The organism is Nitrosovibrio sp. Nv17, from assembly GCF_900119085.1.
Classification (GTDB): Bacteria; Pseudomonadota; Gammaproteobacteria; order Burkholderiales; family Nitrosomonadaceae; genus Nitrosospira.
The window spans coordinates 65319-90758 of the sequence record NZ_FPIQ01000006.1; the positions used below are offsets into that span (position 1 = coordinate 65319).

Annotated in this window: 24 protein-coding genes and 1 riboswitch; of the genes, 8 read left to right on the plus strand and 16 right to left on the minus strand. The window is 66.9% G+C overall.

Translation table 11 applies throughout. The features are described from left to right. Positions 1 to 46 precede the first annotated feature (46 nt). The 9 genes from BT108_RS05220 to BT108_RS05260 all read right to left on the minus strand — a co-directional run bounded on the left by BT108_RS05220 (position 47) and on the right by BT108_RS05260 (position 7720). Positions 47 to 544: a DUF4411 family protein gene (locus BT108_RS05220; protein ID WP_072293482.1), complete on the minus strand. Its 498-nt coding sequence runs from the start codon at positions 542 to 544 to the stop codon at positions 47 to 49. Beyond that, complete coding sequence (locus BT108_RS05225) at positions 541 to 1692, minus strand: ImmA/IrrE family metallo-endopeptidase (RefSeq protein WP_072293483.1); 1152 nt, start codon at positions 1690 to 1692, stop codon at positions 541 to 543. The genes BT108_RS05220 and BT108_RS05225 overlap by 4 nt, the downstream gene beginning before the upstream one ends. An 87-nt stretch (positions 1693 to 1779) precedes the next feature. Beyond that, positions 1780 to 2076: a hypothetical protein gene (locus BT108_RS05230; RefSeq protein WP_072293484.1), complete on the minus strand. Its 297-nt coding sequence runs from the start codon at positions 2074 to 2076 to the stop codon at positions 1780 to 1782. Between the two features lie 271 nt (positions 2077 to 2347). Continuing rightward, positions 2348 to 3670: a restriction endonuclease subunit S gene (locus tag BT108_RS05235; RefSeq protein ID WP_072293485.1), complete on the minus strand. Its 1323-nt coding sequence runs from the start codon at positions 3668 to 3670 to the stop codon at positions 2348 to 2350. 34 nt (positions 3671 to 3704) lie between these two features. Then, on the minus strand, positions 3705 to 3911 hold the full coding sequence (locus BT108_RS05240) for a hypothetical protein (RefSeq protein ID WP_072293486.1): 207 nt from the start codon (positions 3909 to 3911) through the stop codon (positions 3705 to 3707). Positions 3912 to 4068: 157 nt separating this feature from the next. After that, the gene (gene dinD / locus BT108_RS05245) at positions 4069 to 4920 is read right to left on the minus strand and encodes a DNA damage-inducible protein D (protein ID WP_072293487.1); all 852 of its coding nucleotides are present in this window, start codon (positions 4918 to 4920) and stop codon (positions 4069 to 4071) included. Between the two features lie 4 nt (positions 4921 to 4924). Continuing rightward, positions 4925 to 6505, minus strand: a complete 1581-nt coding sequence (locus BT108_RS05250; protein WP_072293488.1) for a class I SAM-dependent DNA methyltransferase — start codon at positions 6503 to 6505, stop codon at positions 4925 to 4927. Between the two features lie 272 nt (positions 6506 to 6777). Beyond that, the gene (crcB, locus tag BT108_RS05255; protein ID WP_072293489.1) at positions 6778 to 7161 is read right to left on the minus strand and encodes a fluoride efflux transporter CrcB; all 384 of its coding nucleotides are present in this window, start codon (positions 7159 to 7161) and stop codon (positions 6778 to 6780) included. Between the two features lie 63 nt (positions 7162 to 7224). Further along, positions 7225 to 7292, minus strand: a riboswitch (Fluoride riboswitch). 92 nt (positions 7293 to 7384) lie between these two features. After that, positions 7385 to 7720 (minus strand): VOC family protein, encoded by a 336-nt coding sequence (locus BT108_RS05260; RefSeq protein ID WP_072293560.1) that lies wholly within the window; start codon positions 7718 to 7720, stop codon positions 7385 to 7387. 215 nt (positions 7721 to 7935) lie between these two features. Between BT108_RS05260 and pyk the strand changes: the two genes are divergently transcribed. After that, positions 7936 to 9435 (plus strand): pyruvate kinase, encoded by a 1500-nt coding sequence (pyk, locus tag BT108_RS05265; protein ID WP_072293490.1) that lies wholly within the window; start codon positions 7936 to 7938, stop codon positions 9433 to 9435. A gap of 24 nt (positions 9436 to 9459) precedes the next feature. Next, positions 9460 to 10254 (plus strand): hypothetical protein, encoded by a 795-nt coding sequence (locus BT108_RS05270; RefSeq protein WP_072293491.1) that lies wholly within the window; start codon positions 9460 to 9462, stop codon positions 10252 to 10254. Between the two features lie 28 nt (positions 10255 to 10282). Here BT108_RS05270 and malQ read toward each other — a convergent pair whose 3' ends face one another. Beyond that, positions 10283 to 12571 carry a 4-alpha-glucanotransferase gene (malQ, locus tag BT108_RS05275; protein ID WP_255369628.1) on the minus strand — a complete coding sequence of 763 codons (2289 nt, stop codon included), beginning with the start codon at positions 12569 to 12571 and terminating at the stop codon, positions 10283 to 10285. A gap of 407 nt (positions 12572 to 12978) precedes the next feature. Between malQ and BT108_RS05280 the strand changes: the two genes are divergently transcribed. The 3 genes from BT108_RS05280 (at position 12979) to BT108_RS05290 (ending at position 15592) form a co-directional block, all read left to right on the plus strand. Beyond that, the gene (locus BT108_RS05280) at positions 12979 to 13683 is read left to right on the plus strand and encodes a 2OG-Fe(II) oxygenase (protein ID WP_072293562.1); all 705 of its coding nucleotides are present in this window, start codon (positions 12979 to 12981) and stop codon (positions 13681 to 13683) included. A gap of 119 nt (positions 13684 to 13802) precedes the next feature. Then, positions 13803 to 14870, plus strand: a complete 1068-nt coding sequence (ada, locus tag BT108_RS05285; protein ID WP_072293492.1) for a bifunctional DNA-binding transcriptional regulator/O6-methylguanine-DNA methyltransferase Ada — start codon at positions 13803 to 13805, stop codon at positions 14868 to 14870. Then, entirely contained in the window at positions 14870 to 15592 is a 723-nt protein-coding gene (locus BT108_RS05290) for a 2OG-Fe(II) oxygenase (RefSeq protein ID WP_072293493.1), read from the plus strand. The genes ada and BT108_RS05290 overlap by 1 nt, the downstream gene beginning before the upstream one ends. Before the next feature lie 6 nt (positions 15593 to 15598). Here the strand turns inward: BT108_RS05290 and BT108_RS05295 are convergent, their stop codons facing one another. Beyond that, entirely contained in the window at positions 15599 to 16036 is a 438-nt protein-coding gene (locus tag BT108_RS05295) for a MarR family transcriptional regulator (protein ID WP_072293494.1), read from the minus strand. A 71-nt stretch (positions 16037 to 16107) separates the two neighbouring features. Between BT108_RS05295 and BT108_RS05300 the strand changes: the two genes are divergently transcribed. After that, entirely contained in the window at positions 16108 to 17139 is a 1032-nt protein-coding gene (locus tag BT108_RS05300) for a fatty acid desaturase (RefSeq protein ID WP_072293495.1), read from the plus strand. Positions 17140 to 17150: 11 nt separating this feature from the next. On the opposite strand, the gene BT108_RS05305 is transcribed toward BT108_RS05300, so the two are convergent. Then, positions 17151 to 18554, minus strand: a complete 1404-nt coding sequence (locus BT108_RS05305) for an NAD-dependent succinate-semialdehyde dehydrogenase (protein ID WP_072293496.1) — start codon at positions 18552 to 18554, stop codon at positions 17151 to 17153. Between the two features lie 71 nt (positions 18555 to 18625). Beyond that, positions 18626 to 19105, minus strand: coding sequence for a tautomerase family protein (locus BT108_RS05310; RefSeq protein WP_072293497.1), 480 nt, complete (start codon positions 19103 to 19105; stop codon positions 18626 to 18628). 306 nt (positions 19106 to 19411) lie between these two features. Between BT108_RS05310 and BT108_RS05315 the strand changes: the two genes are divergently transcribed. Continuing rightward, entirely contained in the window at positions 19412 to 20113 is a 702-nt protein-coding gene (locus tag BT108_RS05315; protein ID WP_072293498.1) for an SDR family NAD(P)-dependent oxidoreductase, read from the plus strand. A gap of 73 nt (positions 20114 to 20186) precedes the next feature. Further along, entirely contained in the window at positions 20187 to 21461 is a 1275-nt protein-coding gene (locus BT108_RS05320) for an O-acetylhomoserine aminocarboxypropyltransferase/cysteine synthase family protein (protein WP_072293499.1), read from the plus strand. Positions 21462 to 21504: 43 nt separating this feature from the next. Here BT108_RS05320 and BT108_RS05325 read toward each other — a convergent pair whose 3' ends face one another. The 3 genes from BT108_RS05325 to BT108_RS05335 all read right to left on the minus strand — a co-directional run bounded on the left by BT108_RS05325 (position 21505) and on the right by BT108_RS05335 (position 25063). Next, entirely contained in the window at positions 21505 to 22374 is an 870-nt protein-coding gene (locus tag BT108_RS05325; RefSeq protein ID WP_072293500.1) for an alpha/beta hydrolase, read from the minus strand. 96 nt (positions 22375 to 22470) lie between these two features. Further along, on the minus strand, positions 22471 to 24489 hold the full coding sequence (locus BT108_RS05330; RefSeq protein ID WP_072293501.1) for a PAS domain-containing hybrid sensor histidine kinase/response regulator: 2019 nt from the start codon (positions 24487 to 24489) through the stop codon (positions 22471 to 22473). 34 nt (positions 24490 to 24523) lie between these two features. Beyond that, entirely contained in the window at positions 24524 to 25063 is a 540-nt protein-coding gene (locus BT108_RS05335; RefSeq protein WP_072293502.1) for a Dps family protein, read from the minus strand. Positions 25064 to 25440: the final 377 nt, after the last annotated feature.

Sequence of the window (25440 nt, forward strand, 5' to 3'; positions counted from 1 at the left end):
AAACTTTGGGTATTTTTACTCAATGTTTCGGGTAAATAGGGAACAGTCATGTCGGCACCCCTCCAAGCACGAAACGTGCACGCTCCCGACGCAGCATTTCATAAGGCGTCATGAAGCGCAGATCGAGGCCGATGCACGCATTGGGTATCTTGATGCGCTTGGTGGAGTTGGCCGGCACTTCGTGGGTAACCACTATATGGCTATCCGCCAGGGCATGGGCCACCAGATAGAAATCGGCCACCTGCAGGAAAGTGTTGATGGCCGCCGGCTCGTAACGTTGACTCGTTGCCCAGGTGCTCACCTTGCCGAACTGCGTGGCAATATGCGGATCGGTCTTGCGGAACAACCCATTGGCTCGTTCCCGCATCCAGTCGGTCAATTCATCGGCTCCGGCAGCGATTTCGTCGGCTACCTTGTCAATGCTGAACACACGACCCGCAGCATTACTATCGATCAGCCAGTCCCAGAAAGCTGGGCAGAAATCCAAACCGTAGTGCAGGTTCTTCGCCTGGATGAAAACGTTGGCATCGAGCAGGTAGGTCACAGCATGACCCCCAGCTCGCGGGCCGCTTCGTAGAAGGTGGCGGTCTTGCGCACTCCCAGCATGCGAAAGGCGTCCTGGAATAGGGTCTGGCCTTCCAGTGTGCTGGAGAGGACCGCCCGCGCGAAGCGCCTGCCGGTGCGCGTGCCAAGCGTGCGGTAGAAATCGCCGCCACCGCTGCCGCCACGATCGAGTGTGCGAATCCGCGCCAGTTCCTCGCGGTAGGTTTGCCAGAAGGTCGCCTGGTCGATGAAACCGGCATCGAACAGCCGGCGCAGCGCCACCAGTGTGCTGACCTTGAACATCCGTGCCAGGCGCTGAATCTCCGCAGCGGGGCGGCCGTCGGCGAGATACGCCGCGTGCAGGGCTTCCATCGGCACCAGAAATTCGGCGGCGACCATGTTGCACCAGCGCTCGATGGCCTGTTCGGGTATTCGTCCCGCCTCGGGATCGGAAACACCGCTCTCACCCAGCCAAAGGTGCGCCAGCTCATGGGCCAGGGTGAACATCTGTGCCGCCTTGCTGTCGGCGGCGTTGATGAATACCAGCGGCGCCAGTTCGTCAGCCAGCGCGAAGCCACGGAACTCCGCGACATCCAGCTTGCGATGACTGTTGCTGCCGACGATGGAACTGGCCATGACCAGTACGCCGGCCTCCTCGGCCTTGGAAACGAGCTGACGCAAGGCTTCGGTCCAGGTCGGCAACTGCTGCCGTTCGGCCAGGGAGAGGTCGAGCGTGGTACGTATGGCTTCCGCCGTGATCACCGGATCGTCCGCCACCGTGGCGCTACCAATGAAACTCAATGGGTCGAGGGCGTGCAGGCGAACGTGGTCGCGGTACCAGTCCTGGCGTTGCTGGCACAGGTAGAGCGTATCGAGCAGATTGGGGCTGGTACGTGTGATAGCGCGATCAGCCAGCGTCCGGAAATCCGGGATCGGCAGCGACTCCTGCACCGGCTCGGGGAGGAACAGGTATCCAATGGGTACATGGACTTTGCGGGCAAAGTCCTCCAGTTGTCGCAGCGTGGGTTGCAGCGCGCCGCTTTCCCATGCGTCGAGCTTCGGAAACCGTCTCTTCAGCGCGAACGTATCCATCCCGGCGCGCTCGCGCGCCCAGGTGAGCAGCTCGGGATTGATGGGGATGCGGGTCATGTCATCCATAGCAAAACGGTCAACTTCCCAGTTTCTGGAAAAAAATCTGGTTGCGCATCTTCGCGTCCTTATTATAGGCACCTAATCTCAGCTTAAGACTTCGATACAGAGGGGATATTGTCCATCCACTGGAATCAGCCCAGCCGGTCCGGCATCCGTGAAACCGATGCCGTTATACTCGATCTCGAATCCGACGACCTCCGGCAGGCTGCCATCTAGTTCGACCTGGCTGCTCCGCCGTGCGCGGATCTGCACATTGCCGTCCTTACGGCTCGTCTCCTCTATAGCCTGAATGCCGTTGACGATCATATCGACGATGGGCGCGTAAACGATCGTGTTCGCCCGGATGTTCTCGATCGCCCGCTTGATATTAACGTTGCTCATTCGCCTACCTCCGCAGCAGGTGTTCGGGAGGCCCCGCGTTGCTGCTTGCGGTACTTGAGACGGCGGTTATCGAAGGCTGGGAGCGTGTCCGCCGAGAAGTAGTCTGTGATACCAAATGCCTGTACGTCGGAATCGTGGAGTCGCCGGCAATATTCAGCCCACACATCGTCGTTGCCAGTCACATTGAATTGGTCGTTCTGTTTCGTTCCTGGCGCGTGAAGATGAAGATCCCATTTTCGCCATTCTGATCCACGTGGATACTTGGAAGTGCTCACGGCCGCACCTCTTTGATCAGCCCGTTAACCCTCATCTCGCCGGAGATTAGCCTGCGTAGTAGCGTGTCGCGCAAGACAGCAAGTGTTAACGATGTTTCCGAATGGGATTTTATGTTTTGGAATACCGGTACCACAAACCTTGCGAAGGCATGCCAAAGCTTTTCACCGGTAGGCGCTACCAACTTGAAGGCAGCAACCGATTCTCCTTGAGCACGCTGACGACCGGAGGTGCCGGTCATGCTCTTTATTGCTTGCTCGCGGAATGCCGGATGTCTGGCGAGCAAATATGCAAACTCAGGCGGTACCGGTGGTTTGGGTCTCATGACGATGTACTCTGTGGACCCCCATCCAACGACGCCATCCGGCAGGCATTGGATGAAAGCGGTTTTTCCGTTCTCTAGACAAGGCGTGATTCGTGCGAGCAAGGTATCCCCGTTTCTGAATCGCATCCCACTACCGAAGGGGCGAATGATGGGTGCTTTCGGCCAGCTGCCGGCAGTCGGTAGCGATGCCATGTCGAGATACGGGGCAAGCTCTCCTTTCCGCAATGGCTCGTTCGGGTTGAAGTCGATCAACTTACTGACTGGTGCGATTTCCCACCCTTCCGGAATCTCCCCAAGTGCGGAGTCGACTAGGCGAGAAGGAAAAAGGTCGGCGATCTCATTGGGGAGGCCAGGATCTCGGTCTTCAGCCTTTGCGCGGACGGGTTCGAAATCCACGAACCATGACTTGAACAACGCTCGGGCCATGGCTTCCAGCGTCAGGTTCATGCGCCGGTTGAGTTCGATCTTGTCGTCCAGCGTGCCGAGGATGTGGGCAATGGCGCGTTGTTCTTCGATGGGTAGAAGCGTGATGGGGACGTTCTCAAGAATTGCGGTGTTTAAATTCGGCATCGTTGCACCGACGGCGTGACGAATCAGCCATTCTTTTGAATTTGGAGAGGCAAGCACTGTGGCGATGAAATCGGGCGTGGCAATCGTTGGGTTGCCGATAGAGATCTTTAAGCAACCCGTGCCGCAAAGCCAACCTGCTTCGCGATCGGAAACAAGCGCAAATCGGGTCACATCTCCACGGCGACTGAACACGATATCGCCGCGGACAAGTTTGTGTTTCGCCAATCTGGAGACATTTTTATCTGAAATGCGTGCTATGCCTTGATCGTCAATATTTCCATCAACCAGATTCATCGGCATGACGACTGGCGTTCCAACAACCGTATAATCAGATGCATGCAATTGGCTCCCGAATGGGCCGGTTTGGACGGATCCTCCCTGTTTCTCGCAAATTTTACCGAGAGTAGTTTCGTGCCAGTCGCTCATGTCGATTGACTCCTGCACCAGCACCTTGTCGCGCTCAATGGTCCTGCGGAATGATTCGCTGGTCACCGCCCAATCGACAACATCCACCTTCCACGGCAAATCCGATTCGGAAAAATCGTCGAGTGTTCTGGACCTTGGCCGACTGCTGGCTGAACCAGTGATCATCGCTGACCACGTCCAATCCGTCTTCCAGCGAGGATACCGCACTACGCAACGCGCCAAGGTCGAGTTTCTCTGCCATCGTCGTTCTCCTGTCAGAATCCGAGGTTTCTCAGATTGTTCTCGATCGCCTTGTCGAGTTTTCCTGCCTCGGCCTGCTGCTGGCGCCACTTACCCGTCATAGCCAAGCTCCCATAAATTTGTTACGCAGCTCGTAGTTTTTTCTTCGAAGTTCACCATCACCTGTCTGCCTTTTTAATTTGCTTCTTCTTTGCCGATTCAATCTGCGCGATGCTCTTGTCCGGCGCGGGGAGATTTTCCGGCATGGTGCCGCCCAGCTCCTGGATGGTCTGGCGTACCTTGCGGCCCACATCGAAATGCGTCTGGTTGGCCTGGGTCTTTCCACGCACTTGATCGCGTCGTAGCTTTTCCTCGGTCTGGGTGGCGCGGAACAGATTGGCCGCCAGCTCGGTACTACCCATGTGGTCGAGGATTTTTTGGCTTTTCTTCAAGCCTTTGCGCGCATGGATATCCTTCGCACCCCGGCCACCATACAAGCCCTTGTAGCCGTGATCCTGGAAGATGGCGTAGTCCAGCGAGGTTGCGACGCCAGCGTCTTTCGCAGCGGCGGCAAGCTGCTTGTTGTGGACGGTCAGTTCGTTGCGGATGGCTAGGCGTTTTTCGTCTTCGGAAAGCTGCGCGAATCTGACATCGTCGGCAAGTTCCTGCCTGCGGGTTTGCAGGGCGAAGTAGGTCTGGCCGTTGGCGATAACGGGCTTGGCCGGATCGCCGTTTTGCACGATGAGATAGCAGGCGTAGCGTGACAGGCGCATATCGCCCACTTCGCGTTGTGCGCCGGAGCCGATTTCGACCATTTCGAGGATGTCCTCGAAATGGTCGGCTACACGCTGGCCGCTGGTCTGGCAGGCGGTTCTGGCGCGCTCGATGACGGGCAGGAAATGCCGGTATTCCGAGTATTCCAACACCTTTGCCAGTTGCCGGGCGCGCCAGTATTCATTGCCGTTCTCATCCTGATGACGGATGCCGTCGAAGGTAGTTTGATGCTGTTTGCTGATTTTTTTGCTAGCCATGTGCTTACCCTCCATAGCCCAAGTGCTGCAGGTTGGCTGCAATTACTGCATCCAGCCTTGCCGCTTCCACCTGCTGCTCGCGCCATTGTGCGGCCAGCCGCCGCATCTTTTGCTCGAATGGTTCGCCGTCGTCCTCCTGTGCCTTGGCGCCGACGTAGCGGCCGGGCGTCAGCACATGGCCATGCCTTCGGATCTCGTCGAGGGTGGCGGACTTGCAGAAACCGGGGATATCCGAATATTCGCCCGCATCGGCTTCGCCGCGCCACGCGTGGTAGGCGACGGCGATCCGGCCGATCTCCTCATCGGTCAGTTCGCGCCGCGTGCGGTCGACGAGCACCCCCATCTTGCGCGCGTCGACGAACAGCACTTCACCGCGCCGATCGCGCAGCCTGGTCTTCTTCATCAAGCCATTGCTGCGGTCTTTCGCGAGGAGCCACAGGCAGGCCGGAATCTGCGTGGAATAGAACAACTGGCCGGGCAGGGCGACCATGCAATCCACCGCGTCGGCTTCGACCATCGCGCGGCGGATATCGCCTTCGCCGCCCTGCTGCGAACTCATCGAGCCGTTGGCCAGCACCACGCCCGCGAAACCGTGCGGTGCGAGATGGTGGAAGATGTGCTGCAGCCACGCATAGTTGGCATTGCCCACCGGCGGTGCACCGAAAGCCCAGCGCACGTCTTCGCGCAGGCGTTCGCCGCCCCAGTCGCTGATGTTGAAGGGCGGGTTGGCGAGGATGAAGTCGGCCTTCATCGGTGCGCCGTCGGAGCCGCGCTGGGCCGCGAATTCGTCCTTGTGGAAGCTGCCTTCGTTGTTCCAGAAAATCCTGTTGTCGATGCCGCGCACGGCCAGGTTCATCTTCGCCAGCCGCCATGTCGTGTAGTTGCTTTCCTGCCCATAGATGGCGATGTCGCCGATGCGCCCGCCGTGTTCGGCGACGAATTTCTCGCTCTGCACGAACATGCCGCCGCTGCCGCAGCAGGGGTCATAGACGCGGCCATGATACGGTTCCAGCATCTCCACCAGGGTGCGCACGACCGAATGGGGTGTGTAGAACTCGCCGCCGCGCTTGCCTTCCGCGCCTGCGAACTGGCCGAGGAAGTACTCGTACACGCGGCCCAGCACGTCCTTTGATCTGTCGTTGCCTTCGTTCAGGGCGATGCCGGAGATCAGGTCGATCAGTTCGCCCAGCATCACCTTGTTCAGCGCCGGGCGGGCGTAGTCCTTGGGCAACACGCCCTTCAGGGATTCGTTGTCCTTCTCGATGGCGCGCATCGCATCGTCGATCAGCGTGCCGATGCTGCTCTGCCTGGCGTTGGCTTGCAGATGCGACCACCGAGCCTCCTTCGGTACCCAGAAGATATTGTCCGCGAGATATTCATCCTTGTCTTCGGCGGCCGCGGCGCCCTCCGCCAGCAGTTCGGCGTGGCGCGTCTCGAAGGCGTCGGAGATGTACTTGAGGAAGATCAGGCCCAGTGCCACATGCTTGTAGTCGCTGGGCTCCATGTTGCCGCGCAGTTTGTCGGCTGCCCTGAACAGTTCCGCCTCGAAGCCGAGGGCGCCGCCGTTCCTGTCATTCTGTGCCATTGGCGCTCCTTCCATTTCAATATGACGAATGCATTACTCGCGTTGTCGCACAGGGTCCGGTCGTCCACGGTCCGTGATCCCGGAGTGGGCAGCGGGAGACACCCTGCAGTTTATCAGGCTGGCATACAGGCAGGGAAGGCTCGGCAGACAAGGTTCGCCGATCCCGGCATTCCGTCCGGTGTTCGGAGAGGCGCGGGAGGGGGCAGCCAAGCGCTGCGACTGCTGGATGAAGGGCAGGGCGCCGATCGCCCGGATGCCCAGCGCTCCTCGCGTCAGCGCGACCCGATCCAGTGGCAGGTGGCGATGCCGGCGAAGGTCATGAGCAGCGAACCGGCGACGTGGACGCCGATGACGGCAACCGCCCAGGCCGGTCGTCCCAGTTGCAGCAGCGCCGCGACCTCCAGGGAGAAGGTCGAGAAGGTGGAGAGTCCGCCGCAGAAGCCGGTGATGAGCAGCAGGCGCCATTCCGGCGCGATGCCGGGCACCTGGGTGAACCAGGCGACCGCGAGGCCGGCGACGTAGCCCGCGATCAGATTGGCGGCGAGGGTGCCCGGCGGCAGCATGGGCAACAGGGGGTTGAGCTTGAGGCTGAGTCCCCAGCGGAAGAGTCCGCCGAGCACCGAGCCGGCCGCGACAGCGAGGATGGAGTGCAGCATGGCCTGTCCTTGTGGTGAGAGGTTCGTCGAGGGACAGGCACGTGCCTACGCAGCCTGTCCGGCTGTTGCGTAGGCATCATCAGCCGCGCGGGCGCGGCGGTTGTCGGAGGCATGCCATCTCCGTGGGGGAAGTATACCCGCTCTGCAGGGAAGGGGACAGCGGAACGGGGGAGGCGTAGCGGCGCCGGCGCGTGGTGGGGGCCCTTCTTCCCGGGCACCGATGTCAGGTCTGCTGCTGGAACGCCAGGTGGTAGCCGTTGCAGTCCCTGACGCCGAACTCCCGGGAGCCGTAGGGCATGTCCTGGATCGGCCAGGCGACCTCGGCCGTGTCACGGATCGAGGCGAACAGGGCATCCGCGTCGGGTACCTGGAAGTAGAGGGTGCCGGAGCACGCCGGCGGGCCCTGCCAGAGATCCCGATCGGTGAAGATCAGTTTTCCGCCGTGCTTCTCGACCGTGAGCGTATCGGCCGTGTCGGCCACCTCGAAACCGAGCACCGAGCGGTAGAAGTCGCGGGTTTCCCGCAGGTCGTTGCAGCGCAGGAGCAGGGTGAGCGGCATGCGGATATCCTCCGGAGGTGTGGCGGGACTCGGGCGTGCGAAAGGCGCCATCCAGGCGGGCGGCGGCTGTGCCCCGATGATAGCGGATTCGGGCCGGTTTCGCGCATCCGTGGCCAGGGCGGTGCCGGCAGGGGATTCCCGCCGGGAGGGATTAATGGTATATCCTGCCTTCATCTTCGATCGCGAGGCGGGCCGGCTCGATCCCGCCGTTCGACATGACCCCCATGATTCCCATGACTCCCGGCAGCTGGCAGCGAACCAAGATCGTGTGCACGCTCGGTCCGGCGACGGACGCGCCCGGCGTGATCGAAGGGCTGATCGAGTACGGCATGGACGTCGCGCGCGTGAACGCCTCGCATGGCGGGCACGCCGATCACGCGCGGCGCATCCGGCGGGTGCGCGAAGTGGCCGGGGCGCGGGGCCAGCCGGTGGCGATCCTCATGGATCTGCCCGGCCCGAAGTTCCGCATCGGCGACCTTGCGGACGGCGCCCGCACGCTGGCCGAGGGGGAGTCGGCGTGGCTGGCCATGGACGAGCGCTCCGTGCCGGCCGCGGCGGATCATGTCCTGCCGCTGCGCGATCCGGAACTGCTGCAGGCGCTGCGGGCGGGCGAGTCGGTGTTCCTGGCCGATGGCCTGGTGGAGTTGCGCGTGGCGGCCCGCGAGGCCGCCGGCATCCGCTGCGAGGTGCGGGCCGGGGGTACCGTGCGCTCCGGCTCGGGCATCAACGTGCCGGACTCCACCTTGGGCGAGCTCGTGCCCACCGGCGACGACCGGCGCCACCTCGCGTTCGCCGTGGCGCAGGAGATCGAATGGGTAGGGGTGTCGTTCGTGCAGTCGACGGGCGACCTGGCGCGGGTGCGGGCGTGTCTGCCCGTTTCCGCCGGAGGCGAGGGGCCGCTGCTGGTGGCCAAGATCGAGAAGCGCCGGGCGCTGGCGGATCTCGACGCCATCGTGGCCGCGGCGGACGGGGTGATGGTGGCGCGCGGCGACCTGGGGGTGGAGACCGATCTCGCCGAGATTCCGCTGGTGCAGAAGCGCATCATCGCGGCGGCCAATATATGCGGGCGTCCGGTGATCACGGCCACGCAGATGCTCGAATCGATGGTCGAGCGCGAGCGTCCGACGCGGGCGGAGGCCACCGACGTGGCCAACGCGGTGCTGGACGGCACCGATGCGGTGATGCTCTCCGCCGAGACCGCCATCGGGCGATTCCCGGCCGCGGCCGTGCGCTTTCTCGCGCGGGTGCTGGCCGCGACGGAGCGGGAGGCCGATCCCGGCCCGGCGCACGACCGGATGCGCGCAGGGGATGCCGCCGGCTCCCGGGATGCGCCCGAGGGAGCGCTGGGCTTCGCCGCCTGCCAGCTCGCGGCGCGCCTCGGCGCGCGTGCCATCGTGATGCCCGCGGGTACGCTGGCCGGCGTGCTCGGGATCGCCCGCCTGCGTCCGCGGGTGCCGCTGCTCGCGGTGACGGGTTCCGCGCGGTTGTACCGCAGCCTGGCGCTGGTGCGGGGGGTGGCGCCGCTGTTCGTTCCCGCCGGCGGCGGGGAGGGGGACGGGAGCGGCCTGGCCCAGGCGGGGCGGTGGCTGGTCTCGCAGGGGCTGGCGGCGCCGGGGGATCCGGTCGTGCTGGTCGCCGCCTCCGGCAGCGGCGGGGTGCCGGATACGCTGCGCACCGTCCGGCTGGGAGCGGCGCGCGGCCCCGGGCCGGCGTGAGAGGAATGGCGGAGCGGGCAAGCCATGCTGCATGACGCGCGCCGGCCTGGCGCGCGCGTGACGATGCTGCGCAACGTCTCCGGTTGCGCAATGGCGCGCAATGCACTACGCTTGCCCTTCATCCGGGGAGCATGCATGGTTCTCGATCGTCGAACGTCGACGGCATTCGTCGCCACCGTCGCCACCGTTCTGTCGCTGGCGGGGTGCGCGTCGTCGCGCTCCTTCCTGAGCACCGACGTGCCCAGGGTGAGATACGCCGACGTCGAGAAACGGGTGCCGCCGCTGTCCCTGAAGGTGGCCGTGGAATTCCAGCGCGACGGGATTTCCTTTCCCAAGGGCGACATCCCCCTGCGCGACTATGCCATTCAGATACTTCGGGCAAGCGGGGTGGTTGCGCCCATCGGCGTGATCCCGGCTGCGGGAGACCGGGAGGAGGGCGTCATCCGCCTCGTGCTCAATAACGTCACCGACGGCGACGCGGTCGTGTCCGCGGCCGGCGGTGCGCGCGCCGGCCTGCCCCCCTGGCTCGCCGGCAAAACCATCACCGATGCCTACGTCATGTCGATCGCCATCACCCGGCAGGGCAGGACGGTTCGCCGGACGGGCCTGCGGCACGCCTTCCACACCACCGTCGGCAACGTCGGGATTTCCCAGGACATCGAGGCCTTTCCCTCGGACGAGGCCTTCGGCCGCATGCTCGAGCAGCTGATCCTGCGCGGATTGCAGGAGATGCAGGAGGGCGGGGAATTGTCCCGCCGGGGCGGGGAGCGGCGGCCGGAGGCGGTCGTCCTGCTGCCCGTCGGCCCGGCGCATCCGTGACGGGGAGCGCGGATTTCCGGCGTTGCGCCTACGCCTTGGCGCCCACTGCGGTTTCGCTGCCCATGAAATCCAGGGCGCGCAGCGTCGCACGTTCCCGGCGCAGGACGGCCAGCAGCGTCTGCAGCCAGGCGCTGTCGCTCCAGTCCTCCAGCTCCAGCGGCAGCTTGAGCCGCCAGCAGGGGTAGGCCGGCTCCACCAGGCCGGGAACGTTGGGCTGCTCGCGCACGCCGAAGGCATCTTCGGCCTGTATCAGCAGCAGCTTCGAGGGAGTGCGCGCGAGGTAGGCGTACACCGCCGCCGCGAGCTCCGCCGTCATGCCCGGAAAATCGGTCTGGTGCAGGCTGGTTCCCGGCGGCAGCACGCCTTCGTTCTCCAGCGTCAGCAGCAACTGTGCGCGCTCCAGGGCGCGCTCGATGATCTGCCGGTGGTGCATGCCCGCCTCGGGAAACAGGCGATGGCGGTGGCGCAGATCGATGTCCAGCCCCTGCCAGTAGCCCGCCAGGGTGGGCAGGTCGTGCGTGGTGACCGCCGCCGCCGCGTTGAGCGGGTATTCGCCCGGCGCCTTCATGCGGCCGTCGCCGTGCCGCTCGAAATACAGCAGCCGCGTGGACAGGACGCCGATGGGGTGCAGCGCGTGCCGCACCTCGTCCGGCACCGTGCCCAGATCCTCGCCCACGACCAGGCAGCGGTTGCGGTGGCTCTCCAGGGCGAGGATGCCCAGCAGATCCTCGAACGGGTAGCGGACGTAGGCGCCTTCCGTGGCCGGCAGGTTGCGCGCGACCCAGAACAGGCGGTGCAGGCCCATGACGTGATCCATGCGCAGCGCGCCGGCGTAGCGCATGTTGGCGCGCAGCAGCTCGATGAAGGGCGCGTAGGCGATCGCGGTCAGGCGGTGCGGAATCCAGGGCGGGAGCCCCCACTCCTGCCCGAGGCGGTTGAACTCGTCGGGCGGCGCGCCGGTGCTGGCGTCCAGCGCATAGAGCTCGCGCCGCCCCCAGGTGGCGCTGCCGCCCTCCGCCACGCCCACCGCGAGGTCGAGCATCACGCCCAGCTCCAGCCCCGTCTCCACGGCGCGCATGCGCACGGCTTCCAGCTGCACGGCGGCCTGCCACTGGAGGTATTCGTAGTACTCGATCCGCTCCAGGTGGGCGTCGCGGAAGGCGGCGACCTCGGGCGTGTCGGGGCGGGAGTAGGCCAGGGGCCACGCCGGCCAGCCCCACACGGCGCTGTCTCCGGCGCAGAAGTGCGCCTGCAGGGTTTCGAACAGCGCCTGCTTGCGCAGGCTGTCGCCGTGCTCGGCCTGGAAGGCGCGGAAGGCATCCGCGCGGGCGCTGTGGCGCGCAAGGTGGCGGCGGCGGAAGTGGCGGTACAGGCATTCGAGAATCTGGTGCTTCGCCTCGGCCGCTCCTTCGTAGTCCACCTGCCGGGCGGCCCGCAGCACGCGCAGGCGCGCCTGGAACGGGAGCGCGGCAGCCAGCGTCCGCGCCTCCTCGCACTCGGGAAAGTCGGCGATCGCCTCCACGTCGAGGTACAGGGTGTTGAAGAAGGCGCGGTTGGAGGGGCTGTAGGGGCTGGCGTGCGCGGGTGCGTCGGGGAAGAGCGCGTGCAGGGGGTTGAGCAGGAGCGTGCTTGCCCCCGCCTCTGCGCCGAATTCCACCAGGCGGCACAGGTCGCCGAAATCCCCGACGCCGTAGTTGCGCCGCGAGCGGATGCCGTAGAGCTGGGCTGCCAGGCCCCATGCGCGGCGGCCGCCCTGCAGCGCGGGAGGATCGTAGCAGCCGGCGGGGGCCACGATCAGGGGCATCTCCCCGAGAAGGCATCCGTCGGCGCGCTCGATGGAAAAGCGGTGGTAGCCCGGCTCCAGCGCCAGATCCAGGTGCAATATCCGTCGCACCCGCCACCTGCCGTCCAGCTGTCCATGCTCCACGTCGTCCAGCACCGCGGGCGTGAACTCGCCGGCGTCCTCGGCGCCGGATTCCCGGCGCACGCGCCAGCGGCAGGGCTGGCCATCCTCGTCCGCCGGGAGTGCGACCGGGATGCGCAGCGGCGCCGGCAGCCGTACCACCTGCACCGGCGGCAGCGGCTGCCGCCAGTGCTCCCGTTCGAAGGCGTGCAGGGAGGCGCAGGCTTCCTCTTCGGTCGCCGCCGCCACGCCCATGGCGGCGAGCAGGGCGCGTTTCGCCGTTTCGGAGGTATGGTGGGCGTTGCCCCAGATGTCGTTGTACCACGGGAAGATGCCGTACCGGTCGCAGAGCTGATCGAGCGCAGTGGAATTCAATGCATCCTCGCGGGTCTGGGGGGAGGGGCCGGCATCCACCGGGCGGCAGCTGCAGGGTGCGGGTCGGGAGCGGAGGGAAAGCCGGGGCGCATGCCGCGGGCCGGGCCGGGCGCGACGCAGTATGCCGTGTCTTCCCGCGGGGGGGCGATCGCGGACCTGGGGAACGGAGTGTTGCGTTGTTTTTCGATCCTGGCTACTCCTCTCCGCGTGGAACGATGCCAACGTCGATGAGCGATATTTCCCAGCATAGCAAAGATCTCCATGAAATCAAACAGGGTTAGGCCGCAAGAAGCGGAGTTTCGGGCGCCGGACGGATTGCTATACTGGTTTTTTTTCCAGCCGGTCGAGCGGTGCGCCATGAAAACTCCGGGAACCCGTTTCCTTCCGCGCGCAGGCGCAGCGGCCATCCCCGCAGGCGCGGGCATGCCATCCGCGCGGGAGCGACCATGACGGCCACGGCGGACCTGGCGGCGTACGACTGGCCCGATGTCGAGCGTACGCTCGATGCGCGGGGGAACGCGGTGCTGCCGGGCCTGCTGCCCGCGGAGCAGTGCGGCGCGCTTGCCGCGCTCTATCCCCGCGCGGAAGGCTGGCGCACGCGGATCATCATGGCTCGCCATGGATTCGGGCGGGGCGAATACAAGTATTTCGCCTACCCCCTGCCGCCGCTGCTCCACCGGTTGCGCCACGCGCTGTATTCACGGCTCGCGCCGGTGGCCAACCGCTGGAACCGGCAGTTGCGGATCGCCGCGCAATACCCGGACACGCTGGACGCCTTCCTGCGGCGCTGCCACGGGGCCGGGCAGACGCGCCCGACGCCGCTGATCCTCGAATACGGCGCAGGCGATTACAACTGCCTGCACCAGGATCTCTACGGCGCGCACGTCTTTCCGCTGCAGGTGACGATCCTGCTGTCGGCGCCCGGCAGGGATTTCACCGGCGGCGAATTCGTCATGACGGAGCGTGCGGGCGACGGCCAGCGTGCCGAGGTCGTCGCGCTGCGCCAGGGCGACGCGGTCGTCTTCGCCGTCGACCAGCGGCCGGTGGCCGGCCGGCGTGGCATCCGGAGGGCGGCGATGCGGCACGGCGTCAGCTGCGTCCGCAGCGGCAGGCGCCACACCGTGGGCCTCATCTTCCATGACGCGCGCTGACCCTGGAGGGGCCCGGCCCCGCTCCCGGGCGGGGCAATTCGCGCGCAAGAATCGGAGTGCCCGCGCGCGCGATCCGGTCTATCCTGACCCTGTGATCGACGACTGCCCGGACGTTCGCCATGAATGAGACCCTCGCCTGCCATGAAACGGAAGAGGCCCGCTGGGAAGCGGTGCGGACGCGCGACCCTGCCGCCGACGGACGTTTCGTCTACGCGGTGCGCACCACGGGCGTGTACTGCCGTCCCAGTTCCCAGGCGCGTCTGCCCAGGCGGGAGAACGTGGAGTTCTTCGATTCGGCCGAGGATGCGGAGGCGGCCGGCTACCGCGCCAGCCGCCGCGCCCGTGCCGACCGCACCAGCGCCGCCGCGGAACGGGCCGCGCTCGTGGCGCGCGCCTGCCGCCTGATCGAAGCGGCAGAGACACCGCCGCGCCTGGAAGAGCTGGCGGCGGGGGTCGGGATGAGTCCGTTCCACTTCCACCGCCTGTTCAGGGCCGAGATGGGCCTGACTCCCAGGGCCTACGGTTCCGCCTGCCGCGCCCGCAGGCTGCGGGAGGAGTTGAGCGCCTCCGGCGCCTCCATCACGGAGGCCATCTACGATGCCGGCTTCAATTCCAACAGCCGGTTCTACGAGGCCAGCGACCGGTTGCTGGGCATGCGGGCGCGCGACTATCGGGCCGGCGGCGCCGGGATGGCCATCCGCTTCGCCGTCGGGGAGTGTTCCCTGGGGGCCATCCTGGTGGCGCAAAGCCAGCGGGGCATCTGCGCGATCATGCTGGGCGGGGAGCCGGACGTGCTGGTGCGCGACCTGCAGGACCAGTTTCCCAGGGCCCGCTTCATCGGCGGCGACGACGCGTTCGAGCGCCAGGTCGCCGAGATCGTGGGGTTCATCGAAGCGCCGGCCATGGGCCTGCGCCTGCCGCTGGACGTGCAGGGCACGGCCTTCCAGGAGCGGGTCTGGCGCGCGCTGCGGGAGATTCCGCCGGGGACGACCGTGAGCTACGCGGAGATCGCCGGGCGCATCGGCGCGCCCAGGGCGGTGCGCGCCGTCGCCCGGGCGTGTGGCGCGAACCGCATCGCCGTGGCCATTCCGTGCCACCGCGTGGTGCGGCGCGACGGCGATCCCGGCGGCTACCGCTGGGGCGTGGAGCGCAAGCGCGAGCTGCTGCGCCGGGAAGAGCCGGCCTGATGGCATGGCCGGTTGCGGCTGCGCCGGCTGCAGCCATCGACGGCCTGGACTGGTCGGCCATTTCCGCGCAACTGGACGAGGAAGGCCATGCCGTGCTGCCGGGCCTGCTGAACGTGGCCGCGGCGCGCAGGTCGGCGCGGCAGATCCGGATCCTCGGCGCTCCCCAGCGCCCGCCGCCGGCACCGGGCGAGCCGGGGCGCGGCGAACTGTTCCACTTCGGGACCCGCCTGCCGGCGCCATGGGGGGGCTGGCGCACGGCGTTCTATCGCCACCTGGCCGTCATCGCCAACCGGTGGAATGACGTCCTGCGCGTCGGCGCCCGCTATCCGGAAGACCTGGGGGCGTTTCTCCAACGCAACCGGGAAGCGGGCCGGGTTCGGGAGCAATCCCACCTGAACCGGCTGCGCGCGGAGGAATATATGCCGCTTCACCGGGGTGACGCCGGCGCATGGGTGTTCCCCCTGCAGGTCGTCGCGCTGCTGTCCGAACCGGGCGCCGACTTCCAGGGCGGCGAATTCGTCATGACCGAACAGCGCCCCCGGAGGCAGTCGCGCCCCATGGTGGTGCCGCTGGCGCTGGGCGACGCCGCCATCATCGGCACGGCCGCACGCCCTTCCAGGGGGGCCGGGGGCTACTGCCGCGTCCATCTCCGGCATGCCGTCAGCCGCGTGCATCGCGGCGAACGCATCGGCGTGGAGTTGACGTTCCACCTTGCGCCGTAAACCCTTTCAAGGCCGCCGGGAAGTTCTGCCGGGGAGCGGGGAGGCTTCGAGCACAGAGAGGGAGTAGTCCAGGAAGCGCTCGACGCGCTGCCGGAGATCGTCCGACAGGGTGATCCGCCTGGAGCGCAAATCCGAGGGATCCGCGTGCTCGATGAGCAGGCCCTGGTCGATCGCGGCCTGCACGTGGCGGATCGCGGTGCGCTGGCTGACGTTGGGCATGAGCCGGTACAGCTCCGATTTGCGGAAGGCGGGTTCGGCGGCGGTGTCCAGGCGCAGCCACATGCGCGTGAACAGGTCGTAGTAGTTCAGGTCGTGGAAGCGCGCATCCCCCAGGATGTCGATCCAGTAGCGGTCGGTGTCGTGGATCAACCGGATGAGCCAGCGGCGCCGGGCGTCGCGCGAGGCTTCGGATGCGCCAGGGGCAGGGTTTGCGGCGGAGGCCATTTCTGCCATTATACATGTAAATTTACATGTATAATGGCAGAAATATCATCGGATGTCGAGGAGGGTATGGCGTGATCGATACCATCGAACAGACCTGGCTGCGCCACCGGGGCAGCCTGCTGCCGAACGCCGCGGCGGTGGCCTACTGCGTCGCGGCCTATTTCGGCGGCGCCTGGCTGATCCTGTCGCTGCATCCCGCGGCGATGGCCGCCGGCACGCTCGCCATGGCGCACGGCATGGTGATCGCCGCCTACCTGATCCACGATTGCGGGCACCATGCGCTGTTCCGGGTGCCGCACCACAACGCCAGGCTGGGCGAAGCGCTGAACTGGCTGGCGGGCGGCTGCTACGGGCCGTTCCAGGAACTGCGCCTGGCCCACATGCGCCATCATGTGGACCACACGGATGCCGCGATCCTCGACCATCGCGGCTGGCTCCGCCGCCATCCGCGCCTGCTGCGGGTGATCCAGGCGCTGGAGTGGTGCTACCTGCCGGCGGTGGAATGGCTCATGCACGCCATGCTCGTCCTCGCGCCCTTCGCTCCTGGGGAGGCGAAGGCGGCGGCACGGCGGCGGGTGCTGGCGGTGGCTGCGCTGCGCTGGAGCATCCTGGCGGCGGCATGGCTGTACTCGCCGGCGGCGGCCGCGTGCTACCTGCTGGCCTGCAGCCTGATGATGACGATACTGCGCTTCATGGACGCGCTGCAGCACAACTACGAGACCGCGCCGTGCATACCGGGTGACGCTGGGGTGCCTGCCCACCGCGGCGACCGTGCCTACGAGCAGGCCCACACCTTCAGCAACCCGATCTCCCTGAAGCATCCGTGGCTCAACCTGCTGGTGCTCAACTTCGGCTACCACGGCGCGCACCACGCGCGCCCGGCCACGCCCTGGCATGCGCTGCCGGCGCTGCATCTGGCGCGCCACGGGGACGATGCCAGCCGAGTCATTCCCTTTTCCCGGCAGCTGTCGAACTTTCACCGCAACCGGGTGGCGCGGGTATTGGGCGATGACGGCGAATCGGAAGGGGACCGTTTCGCGCGGCGCCTGCGCGAGGGCACGGCGGTGGGCGCGAGCGGGGTGTCCTTCCTGACGCCGTTCTGAGCCGGACTGCCTCAGGCGGCGACGGGCCCCCACGGCGGTGCGCCGGCGGGCGCGACGTTGACCAGCTTTTCGTTGACGAATTCGCGCAGGCCCAGTTCCGACAGTTCGCGGCCGAAACCGGAGTTCTTGACGCCGCCGAACGGCAGCTCGGCGGCCGTCCATGCCGGCTGGTTGATGAAGACCATGCCGCTCTCGATCTCCGCCGCCAGGGCGCGGCCACGCTCGACATCGGCGGTGAACACCGAGGCGCCGAGGCCGAAGGGCGTCGCGTTCGCCAGGCGGATGGCCTCCTCCTCGCTCTCGACGACGTGGAAGGCCGCGACCGGGCCGAACAGCTCCTGCGTGTAGACCGGGTTGTCCGGGGCGACGTCGGCGAGCACGGTCGGTTCGAGGTAGAAGCCGGGCCGATCCACCCTGTTGCCGCCGCACGCGACCCGGGCTCCCCCCAGGCGGGCCGATTCGATCTGATCGAGCAGGAGATTCAATGCCTTCTCGGACGCCAGCGGCGCCAGCGTGGTGCCGGGTGCGCCGGGATCTCCGGCCCGCAGCGCGTTCATGCGATCGACGAGGCCTTCCAGGAACGCCCGCCCGCGCGTCCTGCCGACGACGATGATGCGCTTCGACCCGACGCAGCACTGGCCGGCGTTGAACATGCGCCCGAACAGCGCGCCGTCGAGCGCGGACGCCAGGGGTGCATCCTCGAGCACGATCAGGGGATCGCTGCCGCCCATCTCCATCACGGACTTCTTCAGGCTGCGCCCGGCGCGCTCCGCCACCGCCGCGCCGGCCCGCTCGCTGCCGGTGACGGTGACGCCGCGCACGCGTGGATCCTCGATCACCCTTCCGATCTGTTCGATGCCGGCGAAGAGGTTCGTGTAGACACCCGCGGGCGCACCCGCCTCCTCGAACAGGCGGGCGAGGGCAAGCGCCGATCGGGGCACGATCTCGGCATGCTTCAGGAGCAGCACGTTGCCGACCATCAGCTGCGGCCCGGCCACCCGCGCGACCTGGTAGTAGGGAAAGTTCCACGGCTCGATGGCGAGGATGACGCCGATCGGCTCGACGTGCAGCTCCGCGCCGGGCGATCCGGGCAGCGTCCGGGGCCGCAGGTAGTCTGCGGCCTTGCCCGCATAGTAGTCGAGGATGTCGGCGGACAGCGCCACTTCCGCGCGCGCCTCGGCGATGAGCTTGCCCATCTCCAGCGTGAGGTGGCGGGCGTATTCCTCGCTCCTGGTGCGCAGGAGGGCGGCTGCGGCGGAGATGATCGCCGCGCGCGCCTCGACGGGACGATGGCGCCAGTCGGTGGCGAAGGTTTCATGGGCCTGTGCCACGGACGCTTCCAGCTCGCGGTCGGTGGCGTTGGCATAGGTGGCGAGCACCTCGCCGGTGGCGGGATTGACGGTCTGGTAGGTCATGGCGATTCTCCTCGGTCCGGGTGGAGGGGCTGGCCGGGAGCGGCCGGGCCGGCCGCTCCCGGCCGCCGGGGCTAGCGATCCGCGATGCCCGGCGTGAGGATGAAGTTGACCGGCAACTTCTCCGCCAGCGTGTAGGGGCTGGCCCTGTTTTCCTTGACCCATCGCTTTTCCGCCACGGATTCGAAGGGCGGGGGTATCTCGCCCTGGAGTGACCACAGGTCGAACGGCGTCTCGTCGATGGAGACCTCCCAGTCGTATCCCTTGTCGCGGACGTAAGGTGCGATGGCCTCGTCGATCGCCCGAACCCACCATTCCCGGATGACGGCGCCGGGCAGCGTCCGGGCGATGTGGTCGACCTTGAAGCGGATGAACCGGTCGTGCGGCTGGCCGCCCACGAAACAGGATCCCCGGGCGATTTCCTCGAAAATGAACACCACGTAGAACCGCGGGATGGGAACCTGCGCGTAGATGTTCGTCACTTGTTCGGCCAGGGCCTGCTTGTCCGCGGGGGTGAACGCTTCTGCTGGGTGGTAGACTTTCCAGAGTGGCATGTCGTTTCTCCAAAGAAGGCGGCGCGCGGGTGACGCGTGCGCGGCGCCGGCTGTTGTTTTTGCGGGCCGGACCGACGTACCCGGGGTATCCATGGGCGGGGGTCCGGATCTGCACGATAAATGATTGCATTATGCAATCAAAAATGACTATACGAGGATCGGGGCGGCCTGTCAAACGGAACGTGCCGCAATCCGCAGGCCGGCGCGTTGCACTTCCCACTGCGGTGGATTAAGCTAGCGGGACGTGCGCCGCCTGCTCAGCTTCAGGCGGGTGCCTGCGGGCGGACGGATCGTTGAGAGGGCCACATGGACAAGGGAGTATGCGCGGTGGTCGGCGTGGGGCACGGCAATGGCGCCGCGATGGCGCGCCACTTCGCCATGCAGGGCTACCGGGTGGCGCTGTGCGCGCGCGACCTGCCGAAGCTGCGCGAAATCTCCGCGACGATCGCGGGATCAATGCCGTTCGAGTATGACGTACGCGATGTGGAGGGGATATCCGGCGCCTTCGCCGGCATCCGCCAGCAGCTCGGCCCGGTGGATGTGCTCGTCTACAACGCGGGCGCGGGCGCCTTCGCCAACATCGACGATGCCACCGTCGAGGACTTCCAGGCCGCCTGGGAGGTGAACTGCCGGGGGCTGTTCCTCGCCGCGAAGGCCGTGATCCCGGACATGCGCGCCGCGGGCGGCGGCTGCATCGTCGCCATCGGGGCGACCGCATCCCTCAGGGGAGGGGCGGGCTTCGCCCCGTTCGCCTCCGCCAAGGCGGGCCAGCGCGGCCTAGCGCAGTCGCTGGCGCGGCATCTCTGGCCGGAGAACATCCACGTCGCCTACGTGATCCTCGACGGCATCGTCAACCTGGAGCGCACCCGGGCACGGCTGGCCGACAGGCCGGACGATTTCTTCCTGGAGCCTTCCCGGATCGCCGAGTCGGTCTATTTCCTCTCGCAGCAGGACCGGCAGGCCTGGACATTCGAGCTCGACCTGCGCCCCTACGCGGAGAAATGGTAGGGCCTCGCCGGGACGACGGACGCGACGAAGCGCGGCGCCCCCGAACCCAACCGGACAGACAGGAGGAAATCGCATGAAACTGGAATCGCTGGCGCTGCACCATGGATACACCGCGGAGGCCCCGGCGCGGGCGGCGGCGGTGCCCATCTACCAGACGACCTCCTACACGTTCGACAGCACCCAGCACGGGGCCGACCTGTTCGACCTCAAGGTGCCGGGCAACATCTATACCCGCATCATGAACCCCACCAGCGCGGTGCTGGAGCAGCGCATCGCGGAGATGGAGGGGGGCGTGGGCGCGCTGGCGGTGGCCTCGGGCATGGCCGCGATCACCTACGCCATCCAGTGCATCGCCAGCACCGGCGACAACATCGTGAGCACCAGCCAATTGTACGGCGGCACCTACAACCTGTTTGCGCACACCTTCCCGCGGCAGGGCATCGAGGCGCGCCTGGTGCCGCACGACGACCACGACGCCATCGAGCGCAGCATCGACGGCGCCACCCGCGCCATCTTCTGCGAATCCATCGGCAACCCCGCCGGGAACGTGGTCGACATCGAGAGCCTGGCGCGGATCGCCCATCGCCATGGCGTGCCGCTGATCGTCGACAGCACCGTCTCGACGCCCTATCTGTGCCGGCCCTTCGAGCTCGGCGCCGACATCGTGGTGCATGCGCTGACCAAGTACATCGGCGGCCACGGCACCACGATCGGCGGCATCATCGTGGATTCGGGGAAGTTCGACTGGGCGCTGCACCGGAGCCGCTTCCCACTGCTGAACGAGCCGGATCCCTCCTACCACGGCGTGGTGTACACCGAAGCGTTCGGGGAGGCGGCCTTCATCGGCCGCTGCCGCGTGGTGCCGCTGCGCAACACCGGGGCGGCGCTGGCGCCGCACAGCGCCTTCCTGATCCTGCAGGGGCTGGAGACGCTGGGCCTGCGGATGGAACGGCACTGCGAGAATGCCCTGCAGGTGGCGCGCTACCTGGAGGCCCATCCCAGGGTGCTGCGGGTGAACTACGCGGGGCTGCCGGCGAGCCCGTACCACGCCCTGTGCAAGCGGCTGAGCGGAGGCAGGGCCTCGGGCATCCTGAGCTTCGAGATCGAGGGCGGCGCGGCGGCGGGCGGGCGCTTCATCGATGCGCTCGGGATGATCCTGCGCCTGGTCAACATCGGCGACACGCGCTCCCTCGCCTGCCATCCTGCCTCCACCACCCACCGCCAGCTGAGCCCTGCCGAGCTGAAGGCCGCGGGCGTGCCGGAAGGCCTGGTCAGGATATCGGTGGGCATCGAGCACATCGACGACATCATCGCCGACATTTCCCAGGCGCTGGACGCGGCCGGCTGACCGGCAGCGCGCTCCCTCGGCGCCGGCCAGCCGGCTACGCGGATCACGCCCGGCGCATGTGGGCGCCGAGGAATTCGAGGATGCGATCCTCGTACTCCCGGCCGGCGTAGGCGTGCATGTTGAAGTGTCCGCCGCCCGGGACGATCCACGCCTGCTTGGGGGCGCGCGCGGCGTCCAGCAGGCGCTCGGTTTCCGCGACGGGGGTGTGGCGGTCGTCGGTGCCGGAGATCAGCAGCACAGGCGCGTCGAGACCGGCGATGCGCGCGATGGGATCGAGTTCGGCGGTGCCGCCCAGTCGGAAGGTGAGCTGCCACAGCAGCAGCGGGGAGAGCGCCGGCCCCGATTCCCCCAGATGCAGCCGCATGCGGTTGTCGACCGCCTCCCGGATCGTGGGGTGCATGGATTCGAGCACGACCGCGCGCAGGTTGAGCGGACCGGGCGCCAGCACGATGGCGGCCGCGCCCAGCGACACGCCGATGGCGCCGATGGCTTCGGACGGGAAGCGCGTCCGCAGGTAGGCCACGGCCGCTTCCACGTCTTCCGCCTCGCGTGCGCCGAAGGTGATGCGGTCGCCCGGCGTCTCGCCGTGCGCGCGCAGATCGATGAGCAGGACGCCGTATCCCTCGGCGTTGAGGAACTTCGCGCGGCTCAGCATCTCGACGCGGTTGCTGCGCAGCGAATGCACCAGCAGCACCGCGCCCGCGCCGGGCATGCCGCGCTTCAGCCAGCCGTGCACACGGGTGCCGTCGGCTGCGGGGATTTCGACGGACTCGACCGGGAAGTCGGCGGAGATCGAGGCTGCCAGGCTGTCGACCGAGGTGGGCACGGGTCCGCTCAGCAGTTCTCCCAGGCCGGCGAGACCTGCCAGGGGAACCAGTCCGGCCAGCAGGACGGCGGTCAGGATGCGGCGCATGCAGGGCGGAGCCGCCGTCCTCGCCCCGGGAGACAGGCGCGGGGAGCCGGCAGGGCGTGCCGGGGGCCGCCGCGCACCGGACGGCGGGCTGCCGGCTCAGCCCGCGGCATGCCGGACGGGAATCGCTGCCGGAGGATGATTCCCTCTGGCGAGGCTGCCGATGGCGGTGATCAGATCGTTGGGTTCGACCGGCTTGGAGAGGTGCATCTGGTAGCCTTCGCTCATCGCCCGGACTCCGTCGTCGTCGGCGAATGCGGTCAAGGCGATGGCGGGCGTGTATCCGCCTTCATCCTCGGCGAGGTGGCGTATGTCGCGGATGAGCTGATATCCGTCCCGTCCGGGCATGCCGATATCGCTGACCATGACGTCGGGCCGGCTGCGCTTCAGCAGGGCCAGCCCTTCCACGGCGCCGGCCGCGGTGGTGATGCCTGCGCCTCGGTCTGCCAGTATCTGGGCGACGAGCGCGAGGGAATCGGGCTCGTCGTCGACGACCAGCACCCGGACGCCGCGGAGCGCGGCGCTGCGATCGGCGGCGGCGCCGGTATCCGGCGCCGCCGCAGCGGAACGGTCCCGGTGCATGCCCGCGGTGCGCGGCAGGGTCACGATGAAGGAGGCGCCCAGTCCCTCGCCGGCGCTTTCCGCGTAAACCGCACCGCCATGAAGGATCACGAGCTGCTTCACGATGGCGAGACCGAGCCCCAGCCCGTCATGGTGCCGGGAAAGCGAGGAGTCCGCCTGGCGGAAGCGGTCGAAGATGTAGAGGAGGAACTCCGGCCGTATGCCGATGCCGGAGTCCCGGATGGTGATTTCCGCCTGCGAATCCGTGCTCCGCAGGATGACCTCGATGCGCCCCTGCCGGGGGGTGAACTTCACCGCGTTGGCGAGCAGGTTCCAGAGCACCTGCTGGATCCGGTCCGGATCGCCCAGTATGGCGCCGGGGGCGGAATCGATCGCCCGCGCGAGATGGATTTCCTTGGCCTGCATGGCGGGAGAAATCGATTCGATGGCCGCCTCGAGCGCCTCCGCGAGATTCATGGGCCTCAGGTCCAGCCGAATCTTTCCGGAGACGATGCCGCTCATTTCCAGCAGATCCTTGATGAGCCGGTTCTGGGCGCGCGCATTGCGCTCGATCACCTCCAGTCCCTGGCGGAGGGTTTCCACGCTCGCGCTCGTCTGGCTGAGAAGCTGCGCCCATCCGAGTATGGCGTTGAGGGGCGTTCTCAGTTCATGGGACAGGGTGGCGAGGAATTCGTCCTTCATCCGGCTGGCCTGCTCGGCCTCGCCGCGGGCGGAACGCTCGTTCTCGAGGAGCAGCTGCTTTTCCTCCTCCGAGCGCTTGAGGTCGTCGATGTCGATGCTGGAGCCCAGCCACATCGAGATGCGCCCGTGCGCATCGTGCCTGGGGTGCACCTGCACCCGGTGCCAGCGGTGGGTGCCATCGGCGCCCCGCAGCCGGATCTCCATCTGGAAGGGCGTGCCGGTGGCGAGCGCGTGGCGCCAGCCGTGCGCATTCCTGCCGGCGTCGTCCGGATGGATGAAGTCGGCCGTGCCCCAGTCCCGCAGCCGGTCGAGCCCGGAGCCGGCGTAGTCGCGCCACTGGCGGTTGAAGTAGTCCACGACGCCGTCGGGGCGCGTGGTGAAGATCTTCAGCGGCAGCGCCTCCGCCATGAAGTGCTGCCGTTCCCCGCTCTCCCGCAGCGCCTCCTCGGCGCGTAGCCGGGCGGTGATGTCGCGGAAGCTCCAGACGCGGCCGAGGCATCGCTTCCCGGCATATTGCACCCTGGAGATGCGCTCGAACACCCGTCCGTCCAGCAGTTCCATGAGATCGTAGCTGTCTTCCGGCCAGGCGGCGTAGATGTGCGCGGTCCTGTCCAGGATGTCCTGGGGATTCTTCAGATAGTGCGCGTAGAGCGCCACCACCTGCATGTGCTCGCGATTGCCCGGCGGATCGTCCGGAAGCGGCCATATCCGCAGGTACAACGCGTTGCTGTGCAGTATCCGGCCCTTCCTGTCGGTCGTGAGAATGGCGTCGGCGGTCGATTCCAGGATGGCGCGCAGGATCGACAGGGAGGGATCGCCCGCGCGCTTTTCCCTCTTTCCCTCGTTCGTCCTCATCCCCGTTCCGCGACGCTCCGCGGGCGAGGGCCGCTCAGTGCCCGGTCGCATCCCCATGGCGGCTGGCCTCGAACAGGAACCAGGTGCGGCGCTCGGTCTCGTCGATCCATCCCTCGATCAGGCTGGTGGTGGCGATGTCGTGATGCTCTTCGCATACATCGTGGGCGTCGCGCAGGCCCGAGGCGAGCGTCTTGTTGTCCTCGCGCAGCTCGGCCAGCATGGCGAGCGGCTCGACGTAGTCGGCGTCGTTGTCGCGGATGCGCTGGTTACGGGAGATGTCGCCGATCGACTTGAGCGTGGTGCCGCCCACCTTGCGGATGCGTTCCGCGATGAGGTCGGTCATGGCGAAGAGCTGGACCGCCTGCTCGTCCAGCAGCAGATGGTAGTCCCGGAAATGGGGGCCGCTCATGTGCCAGTGGAAATTCTTGGTCTTCAGGTAGAGCGCGTAGACATCCGCCAGGACGACATTCATGGCCTGCACGATGTCCCGCGTCGCCGCCGTCGGGAGATCGGTCGGCGTAGCCAGCGGGCGTGGCTTGGGATTGCGTTTTTTCGGGGCTGTGGTCTTTGCCATGTCAGTGCTCCTTGGTGGTTGGGCTCAAGCGGGAACCGGGCGTGGATCGGGTTGCGAGGGTACCCATTCTGAGCCGAGTCATGGTGTGGCGCAAGGGGTGAAGCCAAGGTCCAGCATCAGCATATCGCGTTTTCACGGAAGGATGCGTGCGGTGGTCCACACGCAGGCGGATTCCGCGACCCTGCGCGGGAAAGGGGCAATTGAATTGACAATAATTATCATTATCGTTTAACATCGATGAGAGTAGGGTATTGAAGCGCGATCGCGGCGCGGCAGGGTCATGCAGTGGCGCGCCGGCGCGTCGGAGCCATGGCAGGCGGCTCGCGCCGTCGCGGGGCGCAGCGGTGGCTGGGAGTATGACAGGGCAATCATTCGTA

Bases quoted from the DNA above. Each gene is read 5' to 3' on its own strand.
- ada (WP_072293492.1), top strand. From the start codon at position 13,803: ATGAATGAGACCCTCGCCTGCCATGAAACGGAAGAGGCCCGCTGGGAA.
- BT108_RS05235 (WP_072293485.1), bottom strand. From the start codon at position 3,670: ATGAGCGACTGGCACGAAACTACTCTCGGTAAAATTTGCGAGAAACAG.
- BT108_RS05325 (WP_072293500.1), bottom strand. From the start codon at position 22,374: ATGCGCCGCATCCTGACCGCCGTCCTGCTGGCCGGACTGGTTCCCCTG.
- BT108_RS05240 (WP_072293486.1), bottom strand. From the start codon at position 3,911: ATGGCAGAGAAACTCGACCTTGGCGCGTTGCGTAGTGCGGTATCCTCG.
- BT108_RS05290 (WP_072293493.1), top strand. From the start codon at position 14,870: ATGGCATGGCCGGTTGCGGCTGCGCCGGCTGCAGCCATCGACGGCCTG.
- crcB (WP_072293489.1), bottom strand. From the start codon at position 7,161: ATGCTGCACTCCATCCTCGCTGTCGCGGCCGGCTCGGTGCTCGGCGGA.
- BT108_RS05315 (WP_072293498.1), top strand. From the start codon at position 19,412: ATGGACAAGGGAGTATGCGCGGTGGTCGGCGTGGGGCACGGCAATGGC.
- BT108_RS05230 (WP_072293484.1), bottom strand. From the start codon at position 2,076: ATGAGCAACGTTAATATCAAGCGGGCGATCGAGAACATCCGGGCGAAC.
- pyk (WP_072293490.1), top strand. From the start codon at position 7,936: ATGACCCCCATGATTCCCATGACTCCCGGCAGCTGGCAGCGAACCAAG.
- BT108_RS05330 (WP_072293501.1), bottom strand. From the start codon at position 24,489: ATGAGGACGAACGAGGGAAAGAGGGAAAAGCGCGCGGGCGATCCCTCC.
- BT108_RS05310 (WP_072293497.1), bottom strand. From the start codon at position 19,105: ATGCCACTCTGGAAAGTCTACCACCCAGCAGAAGCGTTCACCCCCGCG.
- BT108_RS05260 (WP_072293560.1), bottom strand. From the start codon at position 7,720: ATGCCGCTCACCCTGCTCCTGCGCTGCAACGACCTGCGGGAAACCCGC.
- BT108_RS05295 (WP_072293494.1), bottom strand. From the start codon at position 16,036: ATGGCCTCCGCCGCAAACCCTGCCCCTGGCGCATCCGAAGCCTCGCGC.
- BT108_RS05335 (WP_072293502.1), bottom strand. From the start codon at position 25,063: ATGGCAAAGACCACAGCCCCGAAAAAACGCAATCCCAAGCCACGCCCG.
- BT108_RS05280 (WP_072293562.1), top strand. From the start codon at position 12,979: ATGACGGCCACGGCGGACCTGGCGGCGTACGACTGGCCCGATGTCGAG.
- BT108_RS05305 (WP_072293496.1), bottom strand. From the start codon at position 18,554: ATGACCTACCAGACCGTCAATCCCGCCACCGGCGAGGTGCTCGCCACC.
- BT108_RS05320 (WP_072293499.1), top strand. From the start codon at position 20,187: ATGAAACTGGAATCGCTGGCGCTGCACCATGGATACACCGCGGAGGCC.
- BT108_RS05225 (WP_072293483.1), bottom strand. From the start codon at position 1,692: ATGACCCGCATCCCCATCAATCCCGAGCTGCTCACCTGGGCGCGCGAG.
- BT108_RS05250 (WP_072293488.1), bottom strand. From the start codon at position 6,505: ATGGCACAGAATGACAGGAACGGCGGCGCCCTCGGCTTCGAGGCGGAA.
- BT108_RS05270 (WP_072293491.1), top strand. From the start codon at position 9,460: ATGCTGCATGACGCGCGCCGGCCTGGCGCGCGCGTGACGATGCTGCGC.
- dinD (WP_072293487.1), bottom strand. From the start codon at position 4,920: ATGGCTAGCAAAAAAATCAGCAAACAGCATCAAACTACCTTCGACGGC.